We start from the raw sequence: 16,972 nt of genomic DNA on the forward strand, positions 1-16,972 counted from the left end.
AATTCGGGATGTTTATGTTTAAAAGTTCGTGTTTAATTACACTGATAGTAGGAGGTCTCTTTTAGTTATGAAAGAATTTATTTCAGATTTCAAAAAGCTTGTTAAGTTGAGACTTACATTGACGGTCGTATTTTCGGCGTCAATTGCTTTTCTGATAGGATCAAAACAACAGGGTGATATATTCTGGTTTAACTGGTTATTGTTGACTGTCGGTGGGTTTCTGGTTACAGGCTCCGCAAACGGATTCAATGAGATCATTGAAAAGGATTTGGATAAACTGATGAAACGTACGGAAGACAGACCGTTGCCATCAGGCCGGATGACCACAGGACAAGCTTTGGTATTGAGTGTCTTTATGGGCATCTTAGGAACCTTGGTGCTTGTTCGATTGAATTTTGTCGCTGGTCTGCTGTCGGTTTTTTGTATTCTTCTTTATGCATTTATCTATACGCCATTAAAAAGAAAATCACCAATAGCAGTGTTTGTCGGAGCGTTTCCGGGTGCATTTCCGCCATTAATTGGTTATTATGCAGCTTTTTCGCAAGATGATCTAGCCTACTATAGTGGACATAACGAAGCGGCAATTATTATTATTCCCTTTGTGTTGTTTGCTATTCAGTTTTTATGGCAGTTTCCGCATTTCTGGGCAATTGCCTGGGTTGTGGACGACGACTATAAATTAGCGGGTTTTCGCTTATTGCCGACGACAAAACGTGATAAGATATCGGCTTTTATGGTATTCATTTCAGGTTTGTTTATGATACCTGCAGGTTTTATACCGTATCATTTTGGCTTTGGTGGGATTTGGTTTACGATTGTATCTGTGGTCGGTGGAATAATGTTTGGTTATTACGGTTATTTGCTGTTTAAGAATTGTGATATTCCTTCGGCGAAGAAAGTAATGTTTACCTCATTTATCTATTTGCCTGTGACACAACTCGTATTATTGCTTAACTTTATTCCGTTGAAATAATGTTAGATATACAAGCACAAACTGACGAGAAGTTAGTACAGAGAAAAGCCCAAAAGTTCAACCTGTGGTTGGGTATGTTGGGTATGTTTATGATGTTTGCAGCGTTATCCAGTGGTTTCATTGTATATACAGCGAGCGGCGTGGACAAAGGGATTAAGACTCTTTTGCCAAATGCACTTTTATATAGTACCTTGGTGATTGTGGTGAGTAGTCTGACGATGTTTTTAGCACATAGAGCGGCTAAAAATGGGGAGTCTTCCAAACAGCGGTTGTTTTTGATAGCAACTTTTATTTTGGGAGTTGTATTTTTTGCCTTGCAAGTTCATGCTTGGAATGTATTGATCGATAGGGGTGTTTATTTTGTGAATAACAATGCATCACAATCGTTTATTTACGTTTTTATCTGGATGCACTTGGCGCATATTATTGCGGGTTTGATCGTTTTGATTGGCGCGATTATAGGAAGTAACAAACTTCCTAAGGACGGCAATCTTTTCCGCATGGATCTTGCCAGTATTTTTTGGCATTTTCTCGATCTTTTATGGATTTATATATATGTTTTCTTACTTTTGAATCAATAATAGTAAACAATGAGTACAACAGTATCGCAATTGGATAAGGTAAAAACTGGTCCATGGAATGGTGGAAAATCACCTTGGAACTTAGAGTATGGAAAAATCATGATGTGGTTTTTCTTGGTAGGGGATGCCTTCACATTTTCTGCATTTTTGGTTTATTATGGCGCACAACGCTTTTCCCATCCAACTTGGCCAGATCCTGATAAGATCTTCCAATCAATCCCTGGAATTGCAGAGCATGGTCAACCGTTGGTATTTGTCGGTTTAATGACCTTTATTTTGATTATGTCTTCAGTAACTATGGTTTTGGCTGTGGAAGCTGGTCACCGTAATCAAAAGAATGAAGTTGTTAAATGGATGCTTTGGACTATTTTAGGCGGTATCTGTTTCGTTGGTTGTCAGGCTATCGAGTGGACTCACTTACACCACATGGGTTTCTGGTTTGGTAAAAACCCTGCAACAGGTTTGGAAGGTGATGCCATTAAAACAGCATTGATGCCGTACTTTACGCATGATATTTCTTATACTTCAGCGTTGCAATTTGCTAACCTGTTCTTTACAATTACTGGTTTTCACGGATTCCACGTTACTGTGGGTATTATTTTAAATATCATCATCCTATGCATGACTTTAAATAATACATTTGAAAACCGTGGTTCTTACTTAATGATCGAAAAAGTAGGTTTATATTGGCACTTTGTGGATTTAGTATGGGTATTTGTATTTACATTCTTCTACTTAATCTAATTACGCAATAAATAATTTTAGATAGCTATGTCACAATATCAAGATAATATCGCTCATGGAGAGCATGCTCACGAAGGTGGGATGGATAAAAAAGCCATCTGGAGAGTATTTGGAGTGCTTTTAGCGCTTACTTGTCTGGAGTTCTTAATTGCATTGGGCTTTGTGCACCATTGGCAAATTCTAACTAAAGGAGCGTTAGTAAATACTATTTATATCGTGCTTACTTTGGTTAAAGCTTATTATATCGTTGCATTCTTTATGCACTTGAAATTCGAGAAGTCGAGCTTCATTGTTACCGTTGCAATTGTCTTTATTTTTATTATTTATTTTATTGTTTTGATGCTTGTTGAAGGAGGGCACTTGGCATCTGCTTTTCAAGAACATCAATTGTTTCCAAATAAATAGATAAGGTGAATGGATAATAATACTGGACAAAAGAAAGGTATTAAAACTATATTGATCCTGGCAGTAATTCTTTTACTGCCGGGATTTTTATATTTTATACTAAATAAAAGCGGTTCGAATAGCTACACCTCCTTACCAATTTTTGGGAAAAAGGAAGTGCCGGGAACAACACATCGAAAATGGGGACGTGATATTCCCGATACCATCTACCATACGGTGACGCCTGTTGATTTTGTGAATTACGATGGTAAGAAAGTGCATTTGTTGGACAATGATACAACACTCTCTGTAGTCCACCTGATGTATTCTAGGGACGCTTCCTTATCAAGGACAATGATTAAGCGATTAGATCAAATTGCTAATCGGTTTATTCAGAATCAGAAAGTTAAGTTGTATTCTATCACGGTTGATACAGCCTATGATACACCTGATGTATTAGCGAAATACGCGAAAGTTTACAAACCCTGGACCAAATCTTGGTTTTTTGTGACAGATCCTTCTGTTGATATCTTTAAATTTGCTAAAGAAAGTCTATTGCAGGACGCGCTTGTCAACAATGATGGCAATAAACCATTCATTATTGGCTCTAATTATCTTTTACTCGATACAAAAGGACGTATAAGAGGGATATATGACATCAACGTAAAGACAGATGTCGACCGCCTGGAAGATGAAATTAAATTATTATTGGTCGAGGAAATCCGAAACCATCCAGCAACAATAGAACAAAAAAGATAGTTATATCATGGAAGAGAGTCTGAATAAAGAGAAAAAGTACAGTAAATGGATTTGGTTGTTATCTATCGTTATACCGATAGTGGTTGCTATCCTCTTTACGGTGAATTTACAAAAGCTGGGTTATGATGTGAAGCCACTAACATTTTTGCCCCCGATCTACGCAGCTATCAATGGGATCACCGCTGTATTGCTGTTTTGGGCGGTAGCAGCGATAAAGAAAGGGAATAAGTCATTGCACGAACGTTTAATAAAATTGTGCATTGCTTGTTCTTTAGCTTTTCTGGCGATGTATGTTGCTTATCACATGACTTCAATCGAAACAAAATATGGCGGTGAGGGAATTTTGAGACCGATCTATTTCTTTATCCTGATCACGCATATTTTGCTTTCCATTATCATCATCCCTTTTGTACTCTTTACATTTGTTAGAGGCATATCGGGTTCTTATGAACGTCATAAAAAGCTTGCCCGTATTACTTATCCCATGTGGCTTTATGTAGCTGTTACTGGGGTGATCGTTTATTTGATGATCTCTCCGTATTATATTGGTTAGTGGTAAGAGTTGAGGGTCAAGGTATTGTGATGAAATACAATGGCACGCCGGATTCGAGTTGTTTAATCTGGTTTAATAATTAAATGAAATCGGATGCGATGGAGACTATATTCCATGTATCCGGGAGTATAAACAGTATCGGATTAATCAGTTGATTCATATCGGCTAGATGGATCTGTAAAAATCATTCGCATATGAAGCGTATCTGGATTTATCAGGCAGATCGCCTGTTAACGGCGACAGAGGGACAGGAGATTGTTACTGACCTGAAAGCTTTTGCCGAACAGTGGAAAGTACATGGAAAACCACTTTCTGCATCCGCAGAATTGCGGGATAATCTTTTTATTATCCTTAAGGTGGACGAGGAAGTGGCGGCTGCATCAGGTTGTTCTATTGATAGTTCGGTTCGATTTTTAAAAGGAGTTGAATCGAAGTATGGTATTCAACTATTTGATCGCATGCAATTTGCATATAAAGGGGATCAAGGAATAGGCGTGGTTAACCGTGACGGATTTGAGAAACTACTGGCAGACGGTACCATCAATGATAATACCTTAGTATTTGATAATACCATTACCCATGAACATCAAATGGAGAGTGCTTGGGCAGTGCCCTTCCATCAAAGCTGGCATAAACGACTTTTTAAATAAGTTGTAAACAAGTATAAAAGAAAGGCCATATGTAATTATGGCCTTTCTTTTTGATCTATAGATCTGTATTGCTTCTCTTTCTGATTGATCCGCCGGATGGCGATAGCTTCGCTTATTCGGGAATAGTATAATGGTGCATGTATTTTGCAATCGCGTTTGCGCGTCTGTTGACATAAGCCGAAGGGTTACGGGCATCCCATTCTCTTGGGTTAGGCAATATAGCTATAATCAATGCGGCTTGTTTTTTGGAAAGATTGCTGCCTGTTTTACTAAAATAATACGACGCTGCCGCATCGGCACCATAAACACCCTGTCCCATTTCAATCACGTTGAGATAAACTTCGAGGATGCGTTTCTTGCTCCAGAATGTTTCTATAAGAATGGTAAAGTAGGTCTCGAAACCTTTTCTTAACCAGGAGCGCCCTGGCCATAGAAAGACATTTTTGGCGACCTGCTGACTGATTGTACTTCCACCACGTAATTTTTTTCCTTGTGCATTTTTTTTGATGGCATTCTGAATTCCTTGCATGTCGAATCCCCAGTGTGTCATAAAATGGGCATCTTCTCCTGCGATGGCTGCTAATTTTAAGTTGTCCGAAAGTTCATCGTAATCCAACCAGTTTTTTTCCAGTTTAAATCCCTTTCCCTGTTCTTTCAGTTCAAATCCGCGCTGAATCATCAACCAGGTGATGGGAGGATTGACGAACCTTAAGCTAATGACCCAAAAGAGTGAAATACCAATAAAATAGAGGACTACCCGTGTCACAATGCGCAGGATCGGAGATTTTATGGACTTCAATGGGTTGAAGGATTTTTTTTTGAAGGTATTTTGTTGTTTGCTGGACGTATTTTGTTTACCAGATCTTTTGATGGCCATATCATTACAAAATTTGTGCAAACATAAGCATCATAAAGCAAAGATTCCACATACTATTTTGTCATTTCTTCTAATTTTTCTAATGTCACGTCTTTCATCCAGGATATTGCCTTGGTATCAATTTCACCATTGGGTTTAATCACAGCATAAGTTGGAAAACCGGCACCGTTAAATAAAGACAATAGCTCGCTAATTACATTATTTTCGACAAAAATATGTGTGCCAGGTTGTTCAAGTTCGGCTACCTTATTGATCCATTTCTCTTGATTTGATCCTTGATCAGTACATAGATACACGAATTCTATTGGTGATTTTGCTCCCTTAGCCTCATGATGTAGTTTTTTGCTGTAAGGCATCTGACCAATACAAGGCGCACACCAGGTAGCCCATATATCTAATACGATAAGTTTATTAGGGTATTTTGCTTTGATGGTTTTAAGAAGTTCGGATCCGTCTTTGCTTTGGTTTGAGAGGAGCTCGGCATCAAATGAAAATTCTTTGATAATTTTTCCTAGTGAGGTCTGTTTTGGTGCTGACTTTGCTGACGCCAGTAGCTTTTCCAATTTTGTTTGTTTAACATTTAGCCCATCTATTTCTATTCTAATATTCTCTTTCGCCCATTTGCTGTTTAATTTGTTCAGTATTGTCTTATAAATCTTATTTTGCGCTGCAATATCGTCGTCTTCAAATCTGAGGTTGATAATATCGGCGTAATTTTTAGGGAAGGTTTGATTGGCATAGTCTGCTACTTTCACGTAGTCTCCAAGAGTTTCATTGACCGGGTAAAGGACATATTTCACGTAATAATGCAAAAATCTAAAATAATCGCTGACATGATTAGATATCGAATAAATAGAAACTAGTATACTATCATTAGCTACTTTAATTTTATTTGTTAGGTAGTAATCCAATTGTCTGTACGTATACTGGGCATCAGTGGCGGCGTCAATCAGCGTTTTACATGTTGTGCCGTATGTATGATAGAAAGCCTGATCTGTATTCCGCTGAATCTTAAATAGGGAATCTAATTTATATTGAAAATTAGGGTCGCTTGGATTGAGCTGGCGGAGTGGCTTGTAAAAATCGGGATTATGCTTCTTGTCAAATAAAATATATTCGTTCATTTGCCGATTTACTTCGGCATCTTTTCCTGCAAACGAAATACCATCACCGATCATATAAATCTCTTTTTTCTTGAGCTTGCTTAGATCCAAGGTGATTTCCAATCCATCTTGAAGGTAAAGACAGGTATAAGCATAGACACCTAAGCTAAACCATATCTGTTGGTAAGGTAGTATATGTATTTGGGTAAATTCAAAGGTACCATCGGCATTTGCCTTTATCTCATTGCTGCTTTGACTAGGTCCGATTAGGTTAACAAAGGTGTATTGAATTTTGAGATTTGAGAGTTCCTCTGGACTTGCGTTTAGCACACGGCCTGTCACTTTAGCAAGCTGTGTTTTGCCAGACTTATCATATGATTCATCGGTTAACGAAATGGGATCTGATTTCATTTGTGCGTAAGCAATGTTGAGGAGCATTAGCGAAAGCAATAATGTGGCGAAAAAGACTTTCATAATAAATAGTTTATATGGAAATCAAATATATTAATTTGACAGATCAAAGATTCTTAATTAGTGTTAAAATTTGTTCGATATTGTAATTTGCCAAAGCGACGATATTATCCTATTTTTACGCTTCATAAAAATTGATTTACAAGTTGGCAAAAGAAAAGAAAGTGACCCCATTGATGCAACAGTATAATGCGATCAAGATTAAATATCCTGGAGCGTTATTGTTGTTCCGTGTTGGCGATTTTTACGAGACATTTGGTGAGGATGCAATCAAAGCTGCCCAGATTTTGGGCATTGTTTTGACGAAGCGTGGTAATGGCTCGGAATCGGAAACCGCATTGGCTGGTTTTCCTCATCATTCGTTGGAGACCTATCTTCCAAAATTGGTGCGTGCCGGCCAACGGGTGGCGATCTGTGATCAGTTGGAGGATCCTAAGACGACAAAAACAATCGTTAAGCGTGGTGTGACAGAGTTGGTTACCCCTGGCGTTTCCTACAATGACAATATTGTTCAGCAGAAATCGAATAATTATTTAGCGTCAATCTTTATCGAAAAAGAGCGGATCGGTATTTCTTTTCTTGATATTTCAACAGGTGAATTTTTGGTTGCTCAGGGAAGTGTTACCTATATCGATAAATTGCTTCAAGGTTTTAAGCCAACGGAAGTCATTCTTTCCAAAAAACAGAGCAAGGATTTTGTAGAACAGTTTGGGTCGCATTATTATACTTATTTTCTTGACGAATGGCCGTATACGGGAGACTATGCTACAGAAACATTATTGAAGCATTTTGAGGTTTCGTCGATGAAAGGATTTGGTGTTGATCGTATGCCTACGGGGATTGTTGCTGCCGGTGTAGCTTTACATTACTTAAACGAGACCGAGCATCGTAACTTACAACACATTTCTACGCTTTCGCGTATCGAAGAAGATCGTTTTATGTGGTTAGATCGTTTTACGATCCGCAATTTGGAATTAATTGGTTCGTTGAATGAAAATGCTGTCACGCTGTCCGATGTATTGGATCATACATCCAGTCCAATGGGAGCGCGCTTGCTCAAGCGCTGGATTGTGATGCCGTTAAAAGACAAGAAAAGTATTCAGGAACGATTGAATGTGGTGGATTTCTTTGTTGCTGATCGCAATTTAAGGGATGAGTTGATTGGTCAGATCAAGCAGGTGGGGGATCTTGAACGCCTAATTTCCAAGATAGGACTACAAAAAGCGAATCCGCGGGAAATCGTGCAATTAAAACGGGCTTTATATGCGATAGAAAAGTTGAAGGAACTTACAGATCGTAAAGATGCCAACGCGCTACAGACCATATCGGAGCAATTGGATGCTTGTACAGTTATCCGGGAAAGAATAGAGCTGCAGGTTCAGGCCGAGCCCCCAGTGGCAATCAATAAGGGTAGCGTAATTGCTGATGGCGTTGATCCGGAATTGGATCGATTGCGTAAAATTGCCTTTGGCGGTAAGGATTATTTGCTTGAGATTCAAAAAAGGGAAGCAGAACTCACTGGAATTCCATCCTTGAAAATTGCATTCAATAATGTCTTTGGTTATTACCTGGAGGTTACCAATACCCATAGGGATAAGGTTCCTACGACGTGGATACGTAAACAGACGCTGGTGAATGCTGAACGTTACATTACGGAGGAACTGAAAGAATATGAAGAACAGATTCTAGGTGCTGAGGAGAAGATCCAAGCACTGGAGAATAGATTATATGCAGAGCTATTGCTTTCCATTGCTGAATATATCAAACCTATTCAGCTCGATGCACAGCTGATCGCTAAGCTGGATGTGCTGCTTAACTTTGCGGTTGTAGCAGAGAAAAATTATTATGTAAAGCCTGAAATCAGCGAGAGCAAGATCTTGGATATTAAAGGCGGAAGACACCCTGTCATTGAAAGAAACCTGCCAATAGGCGAGGACTATATTACCAATGATACCTTCTTGGATCCAAAGACACAACAGATTATTATTATTACGGGGCCTAATATGGCCGGTAAATCGGCGTTACTCCGTCAGACTGGATTGATCGTGTTGATGGCGCAAATTGGTTGTTTCGTACCGGCAAAAGAAGCAAAGATCGGTCTGGTTGACAAAATTTTCACCCGTGTGGGTGCTTCAGATAATCTTTCTTCTGGAGAATCTACGTTTATGGTAGAGATGAATGAGACAGCGAGCATCATGAATAATTTATCAGACCGTAGTCTCATTCTTTTAGATGAAATCGGTCGTGGTACCAGTACCTATGACGGTATTTCTATTGCTTGGGCTATTGCTGAGTTTTTACACAATCATCCCGCAGCCAAAGCAAAAACATTGTTTGCAACGCATTACCATGAATTAAATGAGCTGACAACTTCATTGGATCGTATTAAAAATTATAATGTGACGGTGAAGGAAGTCAATAATAAAGTTATTTTCTTGCGGAAGCTCGTTCCAGGAGGCTCAGAACATAGTTTTGGTATTCATGTGGCAAAGCTCGCGGGGATGCCACAAAAGTTGCTGAATCGTGCCAACCAGATCCTGAAAAGATTGGAGCAGGAGCGAACTGGTGGGGAGCAGATTAAGGATAGTATGCGTAAGATTCAGAAACAGGCCTACCAATTGCAAATGTTTTCCATTGATGATCCTGTCTTGAATAAGATCAGGGATATGCTGAATAATCTGGATGTTAATTCGCTTACTCCAGTTGAAGCATTAATGAAGCTGGATGAGATACAACGCCTGCTAAAGAATTAAATTTTCTTTTGGACTTGGACACCCGATCTCAAGTGGGACTTGTTTTCTTCGATTTGAACACGCCAGATCATGTTTTTTAAAACAGAACATCATCTGGCGTATTTTTTCTGAAAGTGCCTGATCTTATTGGCCAGAAAGAACCTTCAGTTCGCTTTCATTGTTGTTGATGTCTGCGAAGTCATGAAAGTTTTTGAAGGGCTATTGCTTAAAACCTGAAAAATAGTTCCAAGCTTCCGTAATTCGCCTGTATTGGGATCAATACCTTACTGCTGGCATCATAAGGCGCGTAATGATAGCCGAGTTCGAAACCAATGTACTTTTGGTTTTTCATGCGAAATAGGGATGCGAGACCAAGTCCTAAGTGCACATTATTGATGGTTACCATACGATCGGTGTATCCACCATCATAATAATAACCATCCGGATCATAATAACCAGAGGAATAAGCGCTTTCTGTAATGCCGGTATCTGTAATATCTATGCCAAGGATACCTTTTGGAATCAGTATAAATTTGTCGTTGTCAAAAACTTTGTAACCTACAGCACCGCCCATAAATGCGGTCGCTGAAGAATTGACCGAAACATTGGAGCCATCGTAATTGTAATCAATATTGCGGTCGTTTGAGTTGATGCGCACCTTGAAGCCACCTTCAAAAATAAATTTTCTTTCTAGCGAGCTCATCAGCATAAATCCAAAGCTTACGTTGGTTCCGAAAATTTTGTTGGCTCCACCAAGTGGGGTGACTACGCCGATTGAAGGAACATAGCCAAGTTTGGCTTTTTGTCTATCTCTGTACACTTTGGGTGCTGGAAATGGCTGTTGATTATCTTGTTCATTAGATCGTCCGTCTTGTACAGCACTGGAAACGTCAGTATCTGAAAAAAGCTGTAAAATATCTTTTTCCTGATCCGTTAACGTGTAACTGTCAGAAACAAGGAGTGCTTGTGCCCTTACTTTGATGAGGCCATCCAGTGGATGCCGCAATGGGTAAAAATTGTATTTTTCCTTATGCTGTTCGTATTGCGTTGAGAAATCGTCCTGGTCTGCCGCATCCAGTCTTTGTAGAAAGCTTTTATCAAATTGACTGTTCCAATAGAGGTCAATCGCTGCAGTACTATTTTTCTTTTCAATGATTTGCATAAGAATGCGTAACCGTTGTACAAATTCATTGATACCACAGCTTGCCTGTATACTATTAAGTAAAGGGTCAATTTTGTCAAAGTCATTGTTGTTTAAGGCTTGCGTCAAAAGGGGAAGTGTCTCAACGGTATATCGTTCACAATTTTCCTGCCCATGCAATAGTTTTGTTGGGATGACACAGCTCATAATCAATATCATAAGAGCTAGCTGACGGATATTCATGGCTTATATAGATTTGTTGCTGACTAAATTAGCAAATAAATCGCAGGTTACATGGGTTTGTTTGTGCCAAAGGTCCTAAAAGTTTTATCTTTGGCGTATGGCGTCGATATTTCGGTTTAAACAATTTGAGGTTGATCAGTCTGACTGTGCGATGAAGATCAATACAGATGGTGTTTTGTTGGCTTCATTGTCGGAGATAGAACCTGTAGAACGTGTCTTAGATGTGGGCACAGGCACTGGAGTCATTGCCTTGATGTTGGCTCAGCGTCTTGGGAATAGCCAGATAGAAGCTGTTGAAGTCGACGCTTTGGCTGCGTTGATGGCGGATAAAAATTTTCGCAATTCCATTTTCCGTGAACGCCTAACGCTACATGCTAGTTCCTTTCAGCAACTGGATACAACAGGAAATTATGATTTGATTGTATCAAATCCACCTTTTTATACGGATTCGTTGCATAATCCGGATGAACGGAGGAAACTGGCTAGACATACGGATCTGGATTTTTTCTTTGAACTGTTGGATTTCGCCTCTATACGCTTATCGAATCGGGGGAAATTAATCCTTATCCTTCCAGCGGCATTAGCGGATACCTTAGTCAGTATTTCTACAGAAAGAGGTTTACATTGTTCTACTGAAGTTCGGATAAGTTCCTTTGAAGGAGAATCGGTGCTACGTAAGATCGTAACCTTTGAACGGAGGCCTGTTGAGTCGGTTGCAGTACGTGAGTTTGTTATTTATGCTGCTAAAGGTATTTATTCAGAAGCATATCGCACGGCCCTGGCACCTTATTTTTTAGCTTTTTAAATGATGACAAAGATCGGATTACTCTCAGATACACATTCTTTTTTAGATGAAGCGGTATTTACTCATTTTGCAGCCTGCGACGAGATTTGGCATGTAGGCGATTTTGGTGATGTGGATGTTGCAGATCGGTTGGCGGCTTTTAAACCGCTGCGCGGAGTTTATGGTAATATTGATGGTCAAGAAATTCGTTTACAATTTCCAGAAGATTTGAGGTTTAGGTGTGAGGAAGTGGACGTCTTTATGACACATATTGGTGGTTATCCCGGGAAATATGCTCCACGTATTAAAGGAGAATTGATGAAAAATCCGCCGAAATTATTTATTACTGGACATTCCCATATTCTAAAGGTTATCTTCGATCCTAAGATTCAATGCCTTCACCTCAATCCAGGTGCAGCGGGTAAGCACGGCTGGCATAAAGTGAGGACATTGATGCGGTTTGATATCAATAAAGATAAAATTGAAAATCTTGAGGTTATAGAACTGAACGAGCGTTAGATGGGGTTTTCTTTAATCTTTTTTGAGCTTTGAAAGCTGGATGATATATGGTGTGATGGCAAAGCGATCGTGGATACATTTGGTTCTCATGTAATGGGTCCAGAAATTTGCGCTACTTCTGTATAGTCGAATGGATTTCGTTACTGAAATGGATCCCATGAACACTGCGAATATGATGTAATGGTTACGTTTCGGGAATTTTATAAGAGTTTTCTCAATGCTATAGTGAATCACGAACTTCAAGAAGAAAGTTCTTCAAACGCTCCAATGAATCTACAACACGTTGATTTTCTTTTGCCTCAGATTTGTTGTCACGCAGGTAATCACGTGCCCCCTGTAGTGTATAACCTTTATCTTTAACCAAATTGAAGATGATCTTTAAATTGGCAATATCTTCTTGCGTAAATAAGCGATTACCCTTTTTATTTTTCTTAGGCTGTAGAATATCAAATTCACGCTCATAAAAACGTATCTGGGATGCATTTACATCAAACATTTCTGTAACTTCTCCCATTGTATAATACAATTTATTTATTTCACGCTCTTTGTACGGCATATCTTCACAATTAATCTATAGCAAACTTAATAAAAATTCCTATTCAAAAAGAAATTTTTGCGATCTCTTATCTGATCAAGGACTGAACGATAGGTATATAGTACAATTCATAAGACGCCAATAATAATTGTGTATAAAGGTAAATTTTTCTAAGTTTGAGTCGTTTGAAAACGGTCTAGACATCCTATATGATCATAGTTAGCAAATTTTGGACAAATTTCTTCTCTTTTGGAAAAGCTAATGCAATTACTATTTATCCTTTTATCTTTCTGAAAAGTACTTTTTTTAAACAGAAGGACGACTTGATTCGTCATGAGCGTATACATTTGCGACAAGCGCTTGAATTAGGTATTCTCTTTTTCTATGTTTGGTATCTTCTTGAATTTGCCGTTCATTTTATTCAATTTCGGGATTTTGATAAAGCGTACCGGCGTATTTCGTTTGAGCGGGAAGCTTATGAGAAGGAGGGTGAAACGGATTATCTGTCCAAAAGAAAAATATGGGCTTTTTGGCGATATCTTTAAAAAGACGGTTGATTTATACGTTCTATATATCCGACAAGAGGTCGCAGGCACAACAGTTATGGGGCGAAAAAAGAAAGCGGTACCAAGAATATTCTTGGCACCGCTTTCTTTTATATCCTGACAATGATTATCCCACTAATTTAAGGTAGGTAGCCACTTGGTTTTTTAACTGTCTACGGTCGACAATGAAATCCAAAAATCCATGCTCGAGCACGAATTCCGATGTCTGGAATCCTTTTGGAAGATCCTTTTTAATTGTTTCTTTAATGACACGGGGTCCGGCAAATCCGATTAACGCACCAGGTTCTGCGATATTTATATCACCCAACATCGCGTAAGATGCTGTAACTCCCCCTGTAGTAGGGTCGGTCAATAAACAAACGTAAGGAAGTTCTGCTTTTGCCAATAACGCTAATTTAGCCGAAGTTTTAGCCATTTGCATCAATGAAAATGCGGCTTCCATCATCCGTGCACCACCGGATTTAGAGATTAACATAAATGGAATTTTATGCTCAATACAATAATCTATCGAACGCGCGATTTTTTCACCAACGACAGATCCCATGGATCCGCCGATGAAACTAAAGTCCATACAAGCAATAACAATGTCTTGACCATTCATTTTTCCATGGCCAGAACGTAAAGCATCTTTAAGACCTGTTTTGGCTTGACTTTCCTTTAAACGTTCAGGGTATGGCTTTGAATCGAAAAATTCTAATGGATCACCAGAATTTAGATTAGGAAATAGTTCTGTGAATTCGTTATTATCAAATAAAATTGAAAAATATTCTTTGGAGCCAATTCTTAAGTGGTGGCCACAATATTGACAAACATAGTCGTTTTCTACTTGTTCAAGATGCAACAATGGTTTTTTACACGTCGGACATTTGTTCCACATGCCATCAGGTGCTTCTTTTTTATTAGCGGTAGCTGTGCTAATACCAGCTTTTTCTCTTTTAAACCAACTCATACGATAGTTCTTATTCGATTACAAACTTATATAAATTTGCTTTTATATACAATTATAATTGTGTTGAATGTACATGCCAAGCGATTAAAACGCCTTGTGTAACAGGGCTTCTATAAATAGGGAAATTGGGGGTAACAATTGGGATATATAAGATATTTGGTTGATTTTTAGGTTAGAATTGAATTTCAGACCAGCGGATTAGTCAAAAAAATGGGCATAAAAAAAGGGTAAGCTACTCCTATCGCACCGCTCAACCAAATACCCTTGCTTTGTTCCCAACCTGGGGGAGTCAATGGGAGCTGGTCGTAGAAGACTTACCCGCCACAAAAGTAGAAAAAAAAACAGTTTTAGGAAAGAAAAAACACCTTTTTATCTTATTTGGTTGATTATCATGGCGATAAATTGCATTTGATATCTTTTCATAGTACCAATTTATGGCGGAGTAGATTTGGTATTTGTGTAAAACAGCTAAAAATGGCGTGAAAAAAGCGCTTGACGAAGTCCATTTGCCGTAAATGTTCTTTTCAAAATGTCGGAAAGTTGCATAATCTGGCGTATGGAAGATCGACTTTGAATAAGCATAATCGGCTAATTTTGCCTATTCAAAGTCGATCTCATTTTTGGAACTACATTTTCTCTTGGCTGTATTCACCCAATAGGGAATAATAGCCAAATAAGCCAAGTCCAATGGAGATTATGGGGGTCAAGATGCACAGGATAATGATTCCAAATACCAGATCTTCTTGATGTCCCGTTGAAATCTTTGGCAGCGCCAGTTCAAAAATGGAGAAGTAGGCTGTAAATAGAGCTAAAATGATCCATAAGATGCCGAGGAATTTTTTGAGGTTATTCATGGGGTGCTGAAGTTGATTTGTTGTTGATATAAATACTGCCTATGATAAAACATACAATGGCAATGATAATAGGGTACCATAAACCTGCAAGATAGAATTGCGGGGTATTGGAAGCTTCGGCATTTGTCGTTAAATATGTCGATACAGCCGGAAGGAGTCCGCCGAATATTCCATTGCCAACATGATAGGGTAAGGACATGGATGTGTAGCGGATTTTTACGGGGAACAGTTCAACAAGGAATGCTGCAATGGGCCCGTACACCATCGTAATATAAATCACTTGTATAAAGATCAGCAGGACGAGCAGCATATAGTTTTTGCCTGCAATATGGACCGTGGTTTTGGTTGTTTGCTGTCCTTTCAGTTTACCGGATTGATGAATCATGCTGGCTCGAGTAACTTCCGTCTGGTCCTCATATTGTGTCTTGATGATGGAAATGGTTTCTGTTGTTTGTGATCCATGAGGAGTCTCCGTTGTTTCGTTCACCTTGACTTTCTGTTCGGTATTGGAAAGTTGGTACATGGATTCGTAAATCGGACGATAAGTCAATACGGCAAGTAACATCCCACCGAGCATGATCCATTTTCGCCCAATTTTGTCACTAAGCCACCCAAATACGACAAAAAATGGCGTTCCCAAGAGTAAGGCGATACCGAGGATGGTATCGGCCTGGTCAGATTGTAGGTGCATGACCGTTTTCATGAAACTCATCGAGTAAAACTGTCCGGTGTACCAAACAACGCCCTGCCCCATGGCTGCACCAAATAGCGCGAGCAGCACAAATTTGAGGTTGTAGCGGTTGCCAAAACTTTCTTTTAGCGGATTTGTACTTGTTTTCCCTTCCGCTTTGGCCTTGCTAAATTCGGGTGATTCCTTCATCTTCTTACGAATAAGATAGGAAACGTATACCATGACTAAAGAGAGGAGGAAAGGAAGCCGCCATCCCCAGGAATCAAATTGTGATTCGCTGAGAAAGCCTTTGGTAAGGAGGATGACGACCAGAGATATGAAAAGGCCAAAAGTAGCTGTTGTTTGTATCCAGGATGTCCAATAGCCCCGCTGGCCCAATGGAGCATGTTCGGCGACGTAAGTTGCCGCACCGCCATATTCTCCGCCTAGGGCAAGACCTTGCAAGAGACGAAGGATCAACACGAGCAGCGGTGCCCAAAAACCGATACTTTCATAACTGGGGATGCAACCGATGAGAAATGTTGCGCCGCCCATGAGCATTAAAGTTACCATAAACGTATATTTTCGACCGATAATATCGCCTAGTCGGCCAAAAAATAGAGCGCCAAATGGCCGGACGACAAATCCTGCAGCAAATGTGGCTAGGGTGGAAAGAAAAGCAGCAGTTGGATTTTCTGCCGGAAAGAATTTGGTGGAAATTACAATGGATAGGCTGCCAAAAATGAAAAAATCATACCATTCAATAAGCGTTCCCATGGAGGAGGCTCCGATGACTTTCCAGATGCTTTTTGTATTGTTTTCGTTCATTAATTTTTGGTTTTTGGTTGGATATAAATGTACATTTTAATTGCGCTCCAAACGGC

General features: G+C 39.3%; 18 protein-coding genes and 1 other RNA gene. 11 read left to right on the plus strand and 8 right to left on the minus strand.

Annotation, left to right across the window (positions count from 1 at the left end; translation table 11 throughout):
* Window positions 1-67: 67 nt before the first annotated feature.
* From cyoE to BGP15_RS22445, 7 genes are all read left to right on the plus strand, one after another.
* Window positions 68-973 carry a heme o synthase gene (cyoE, locus tag BGP15_RS22415; protein WP_112373819.1) on the plus strand — a complete coding sequence of 302 codons (906 nt, stop codon included), beginning with the start codon at window positions 68-70 and terminating at the stop codon, window positions 971-973.
* Entirely contained in the window at window positions 973-1,554 is a 582-nt protein-coding gene (locus BGP15_RS22420; protein WP_112373818.1) for a cytochrome c oxidase subunit 3, read from the plus strand. Before cyoE ends, BGP15_RS22420 begins: the two co-directional genes overlap by 1 nt.
* Before the next feature lie 9 nt (window positions 1,555-1,563).
* Entirely contained in the window at window positions 1,564-2,298 is a 735-nt protein-coding gene (locus BGP15_RS22425; protein WP_046674128.1) for a cytochrome c oxidase subunit 3, read from the plus strand.
* 27 nt (window positions 2,299-2,325) lie between these two features.
* On the plus strand, window positions 2,326-2,703 hold the full coding sequence (locus BGP15_RS22430; RefSeq protein ID WP_286770788.1) for a cytochrome C oxidase subunit IV family protein: 378 nt from the start codon (window positions 2,326-2,328) through the stop codon (window positions 2,701-2,703).
* A gap of 9 nt (window positions 2,704-2,712) precedes the next feature.
* Window positions 2,713-3,441 carry an SCO family protein gene (locus BGP15_RS22435; protein ID WP_286752310.1) on the plus strand — a complete coding sequence of 243 codons (729 nt, stop codon included), beginning with the start codon at window positions 2,713-2,715 and terminating at the stop codon, window positions 3,439-3,441.
* Window positions 3,442-3,448: 7 nt separating this feature from the next.
* The gene (locus tag BGP15_RS22440) at window positions 3,449-3,994 is read left to right on the plus strand and encodes a DUF420 domain-containing protein (protein WP_286770789.1); all 546 of its coding nucleotides are present in this window, start codon (window positions 3,449-3,451) and stop codon (window positions 3,992-3,994) included.
* Window positions 3,995-4,188: 194 nt separating this feature from the next.
* Window positions 4,189-4,644: an ABC transporter ATPase gene (locus BGP15_RS22445; protein WP_286770790.1), complete on the plus strand. Its 456-nt coding sequence runs from the start codon at window positions 4,189-4,191 to the stop codon at window positions 4,642-4,644.
* 112 nt (window positions 4,645-4,756) lie between these two features.
* Here the strand turns inward: BGP15_RS22445 and mtgA are convergent, their stop codons facing one another.
* On the minus strand, window positions 4,757-5,521 hold the full coding sequence (gene mtgA / locus BGP15_RS22450; protein WP_286752313.1) for a monofunctional biosynthetic peptidoglycan transglycosylase: 765 nt from the start codon (window positions 5,519-5,521) through the stop codon (window positions 4,757-4,759).
* 53 nt (window positions 5,522-5,574) lie between these two features.
* Window positions 5,575-7,098: a TlpA family protein disulfide reductase gene (locus BGP15_RS22455; RefSeq protein WP_286770791.1), complete on the minus strand. Its 1,524-nt coding sequence runs from the start codon at window positions 7,096-7,098 to the stop codon at window positions 5,575-5,577.
* 143 nt (window positions 7,099-7,241) lie between these two features.
* On the opposite strand from BGP15_RS22455, the gene mutS reads away from it, so the two are divergent.
* Window positions 7,242-9,848: a DNA mismatch repair protein MutS gene (gene mutS, locus BGP15_RS22460; protein ID WP_286752314.1), complete on the plus strand. Its 2,607-nt coding sequence runs from the start codon at window positions 7,242-7,244 to the stop codon at window positions 9,846-9,848.
* A 205-nt stretch (window positions 9,849-10,053) separates the two neighbouring features.
* On the opposite strand, the gene BGP15_RS22465 is transcribed toward mutS, so the two are convergent.
* Entirely contained in the window at window positions 10,054-11,211 is a 1,158-nt protein-coding gene (locus tag BGP15_RS22465; protein WP_115047232.1) for a hypothetical protein, read from the minus strand.
* A 97-nt stretch (window positions 11,212-11,308) separates the two neighbouring features.
* Here BGP15_RS22465 and BGP15_RS22470 point away from each other — a divergent pair, with 97 nt between their 5' ends.
* Window positions 11,309-12,016: a tRNA1(Val) (adenine(37)-N6)-methyltransferase gene (locus tag BGP15_RS22470; protein ID WP_112373809.1), complete on the plus strand. Its 708-nt coding sequence runs from the start codon at window positions 11,309-11,311 to the stop codon at window positions 12,014-12,016.
* Window positions 12,017-12,019: 3 nt separating this feature from the next.
* Window positions 12,020-12,514 (plus strand): metallophosphoesterase family protein, encoded by a 495-nt coding sequence (locus BGP15_RS22475; RefSeq protein ID WP_070560715.1) that lies wholly within the window; start codon window positions 12,020-12,022, stop codon window positions 12,512-12,514.
* Window positions 12,515-12,734: 220 nt separating this feature from the next.
* Here BGP15_RS22475 and BGP15_RS22480 read toward each other — a convergent pair whose 3' ends face one another.
* Window positions 12,735-13,070, minus strand: coding sequence for a MerR family transcriptional regulator (locus BGP15_RS22480; protein WP_046674120.1), 336 nt, complete (start codon window positions 13,068-13,070; stop codon window positions 12,735-12,737).
* 188 nt (window positions 13,071-13,258) lie between these two features.
* Between BGP15_RS22480 and BGP15_RS22485 the strand changes: the two genes are divergently transcribed.
* Window positions 13,259-13,594, plus strand: a complete 336-nt coding sequence (locus BGP15_RS22485; RefSeq protein WP_070560697.1) for a hypothetical protein — start codon at window positions 13,259-13,261, stop codon at window positions 13,592-13,594.
* Between the two features lie 127 nt (window positions 13,595-13,721).
* Here the strand turns inward: BGP15_RS22485 and accD are convergent, their stop codons facing one another.
* The 4 genes from accD to BGP15_RS22505 form a co-directional block, all read right to left on the minus strand.
* The gene (gene accD, locus BGP15_RS22490; RefSeq protein ID WP_070560696.1) at window positions 13,722-14,564 is read right to left on the minus strand and encodes an acetyl-CoA carboxylase, carboxyltransferase subunit beta; all 843 of its coding nucleotides are present in this window, start codon (window positions 14,562-14,564) and stop codon (window positions 13,722-13,724) included.
* A 222-nt stretch (window positions 14,565-14,786) separates the two neighbouring features.
* Window positions 14,787-14,884: signal recognition particle sRNA small type (gene ffs, locus BGP15_RS22495), an RNA gene on the minus strand.
* Between the two features lie 306 nt (window positions 14,885-15,190).
* Window positions 15,191-15,418, minus strand: a complete 228-nt coding sequence (locus tag BGP15_RS22500) for a DUF6814 family protein (protein WP_112373807.1) — start codon at window positions 15,416-15,418, stop codon at window positions 15,191-15,193.
* Window positions 15,411-16,916, minus strand: a complete 1,506-nt coding sequence (locus BGP15_RS22505) for an MFS transporter (RefSeq protein WP_286770792.1) — start codon at window positions 16,914-16,916, stop codon at window positions 15,411-15,413. The genes BGP15_RS22500 and BGP15_RS22505 overlap by 8 nt, the downstream gene beginning before the upstream one ends.
* Window positions 16,917-16,972 lie beyond the last annotated feature (56 nt).

The organism is Sphingobacterium sp. 40-24 (assembly GCF_001899705.1).
Taxonomy (GTDB): Bacteria; Bacteroidota; Bacteroidia; order Sphingobacteriales; family Sphingobacteriaceae; genus Sphingobacterium; species Sphingobacterium multivorum.

Excerpts from the sequence above, each read along its gene's own strand:
- cyoE (WP_112373819.1), top strand. The coding sequence starts at position 68 with ATGAAAGAATTTATTTCAGATTTCAAAAAGCTTGTTAAGTTGAGACTT.
- BGP15_RS22420 (WP_112373818.1), top strand. The coding sequence starts at position 973 with ATGTTAGATATACAAGCACAAACTGACGAGAAGTTAGTACAGAGAAAA.
- BGP15_RS22425 (WP_046674128.1), top strand. The coding sequence starts at position 1,564 with ATGAGTACAACAGTATCGCAATTGGATAAGGTAAAAACTGGTCCATGG.
- BGP15_RS22430 (WP_286770788.1), top strand. The coding sequence starts at position 2,326 with ATGTCACAATATCAAGATAATATCGCTCATGGAGAGCATGCTCACGAA.
- BGP15_RS22435 (WP_286752310.1), top strand. The coding sequence starts at position 2,713 with ATGGATAATAATACTGGACAAAAGAAAGGTATTAAAACTATATTGATC.
- BGP15_RS22440 (WP_286770789.1), top strand. The coding sequence starts at position 3,449 with ATGGAAGAGAGTCTGAATAAAGAGAAAAAGTACAGTAAATGGATTTGG.
- BGP15_RS22445 (WP_286770790.1), top strand. The coding sequence starts at position 4,189 with ATGAAGCGTATCTGGATTTATCAGGCAGATCGCCTGTTAACGGCGACA.
- mtgA (WP_286752313.1), bottom strand. The coding sequence starts at position 5,521 with ATGGCCATCAAAAGATCTGGTAAACAAAATACGTCCAGCAAACAACAA.
- BGP15_RS22455 (WP_286770791.1), bottom strand. The coding sequence starts at position 7,098 with ATGAAAGTCTTTTTCGCCACATTATTGCTTTCGCTAATGCTCCTCAAC.
- BGP15_RS22465 (WP_115047232.1), bottom strand. The coding sequence starts at position 11,211 with ATGAATATCCGTCAGCTAGCTCTTATGATATTGATTATGAGCTGTGTC.
- BGP15_RS22470 (WP_112373809.1), top strand. The coding sequence starts at position 11,309 with ATGGCGTCGATATTTCGGTTTAAACAATTTGAGGTTGATCAGTCTGAC.
- BGP15_RS22475 (WP_070560715.1), top strand. The coding sequence starts at position 12,020 with ATGACAAAGATCGGATTACTCTCAGATACACATTCTTTTTTAGATGAA.
- BGP15_RS22480 (WP_046674120.1), bottom strand. The coding sequence starts at position 13,070 with ATGCCGTACAAAGAGCGTGAAATAAATAAATTGTATTATACAATGGGA.
- BGP15_RS22485 (WP_070560697.1), top strand. The coding sequence starts at position 13,259 with ATGATCATAGTTAGCAAATTTTGGACAAATTTCTTCTCTTTTGGAAAA.
- accD (WP_070560696.1), bottom strand. The coding sequence starts at position 14,564 with ATGAGTTGGTTTAAAAGAGAAAAAGCTGGTATTAGCACAGCTACCGCT.
- BGP15_RS22500 (WP_112373807.1), bottom strand. The coding sequence starts at position 15,418 with ATGAATAACCTCAAAAAATTCCTCGGCATCTTATGGATCATTTTAGCT.
- BGP15_RS22505 (WP_286770792.1), bottom strand. The coding sequence starts at position 16,916 with ATGAACGAAAACAATACAAAAAGCATCTGGAAAGTCATCGGAGCCTCC.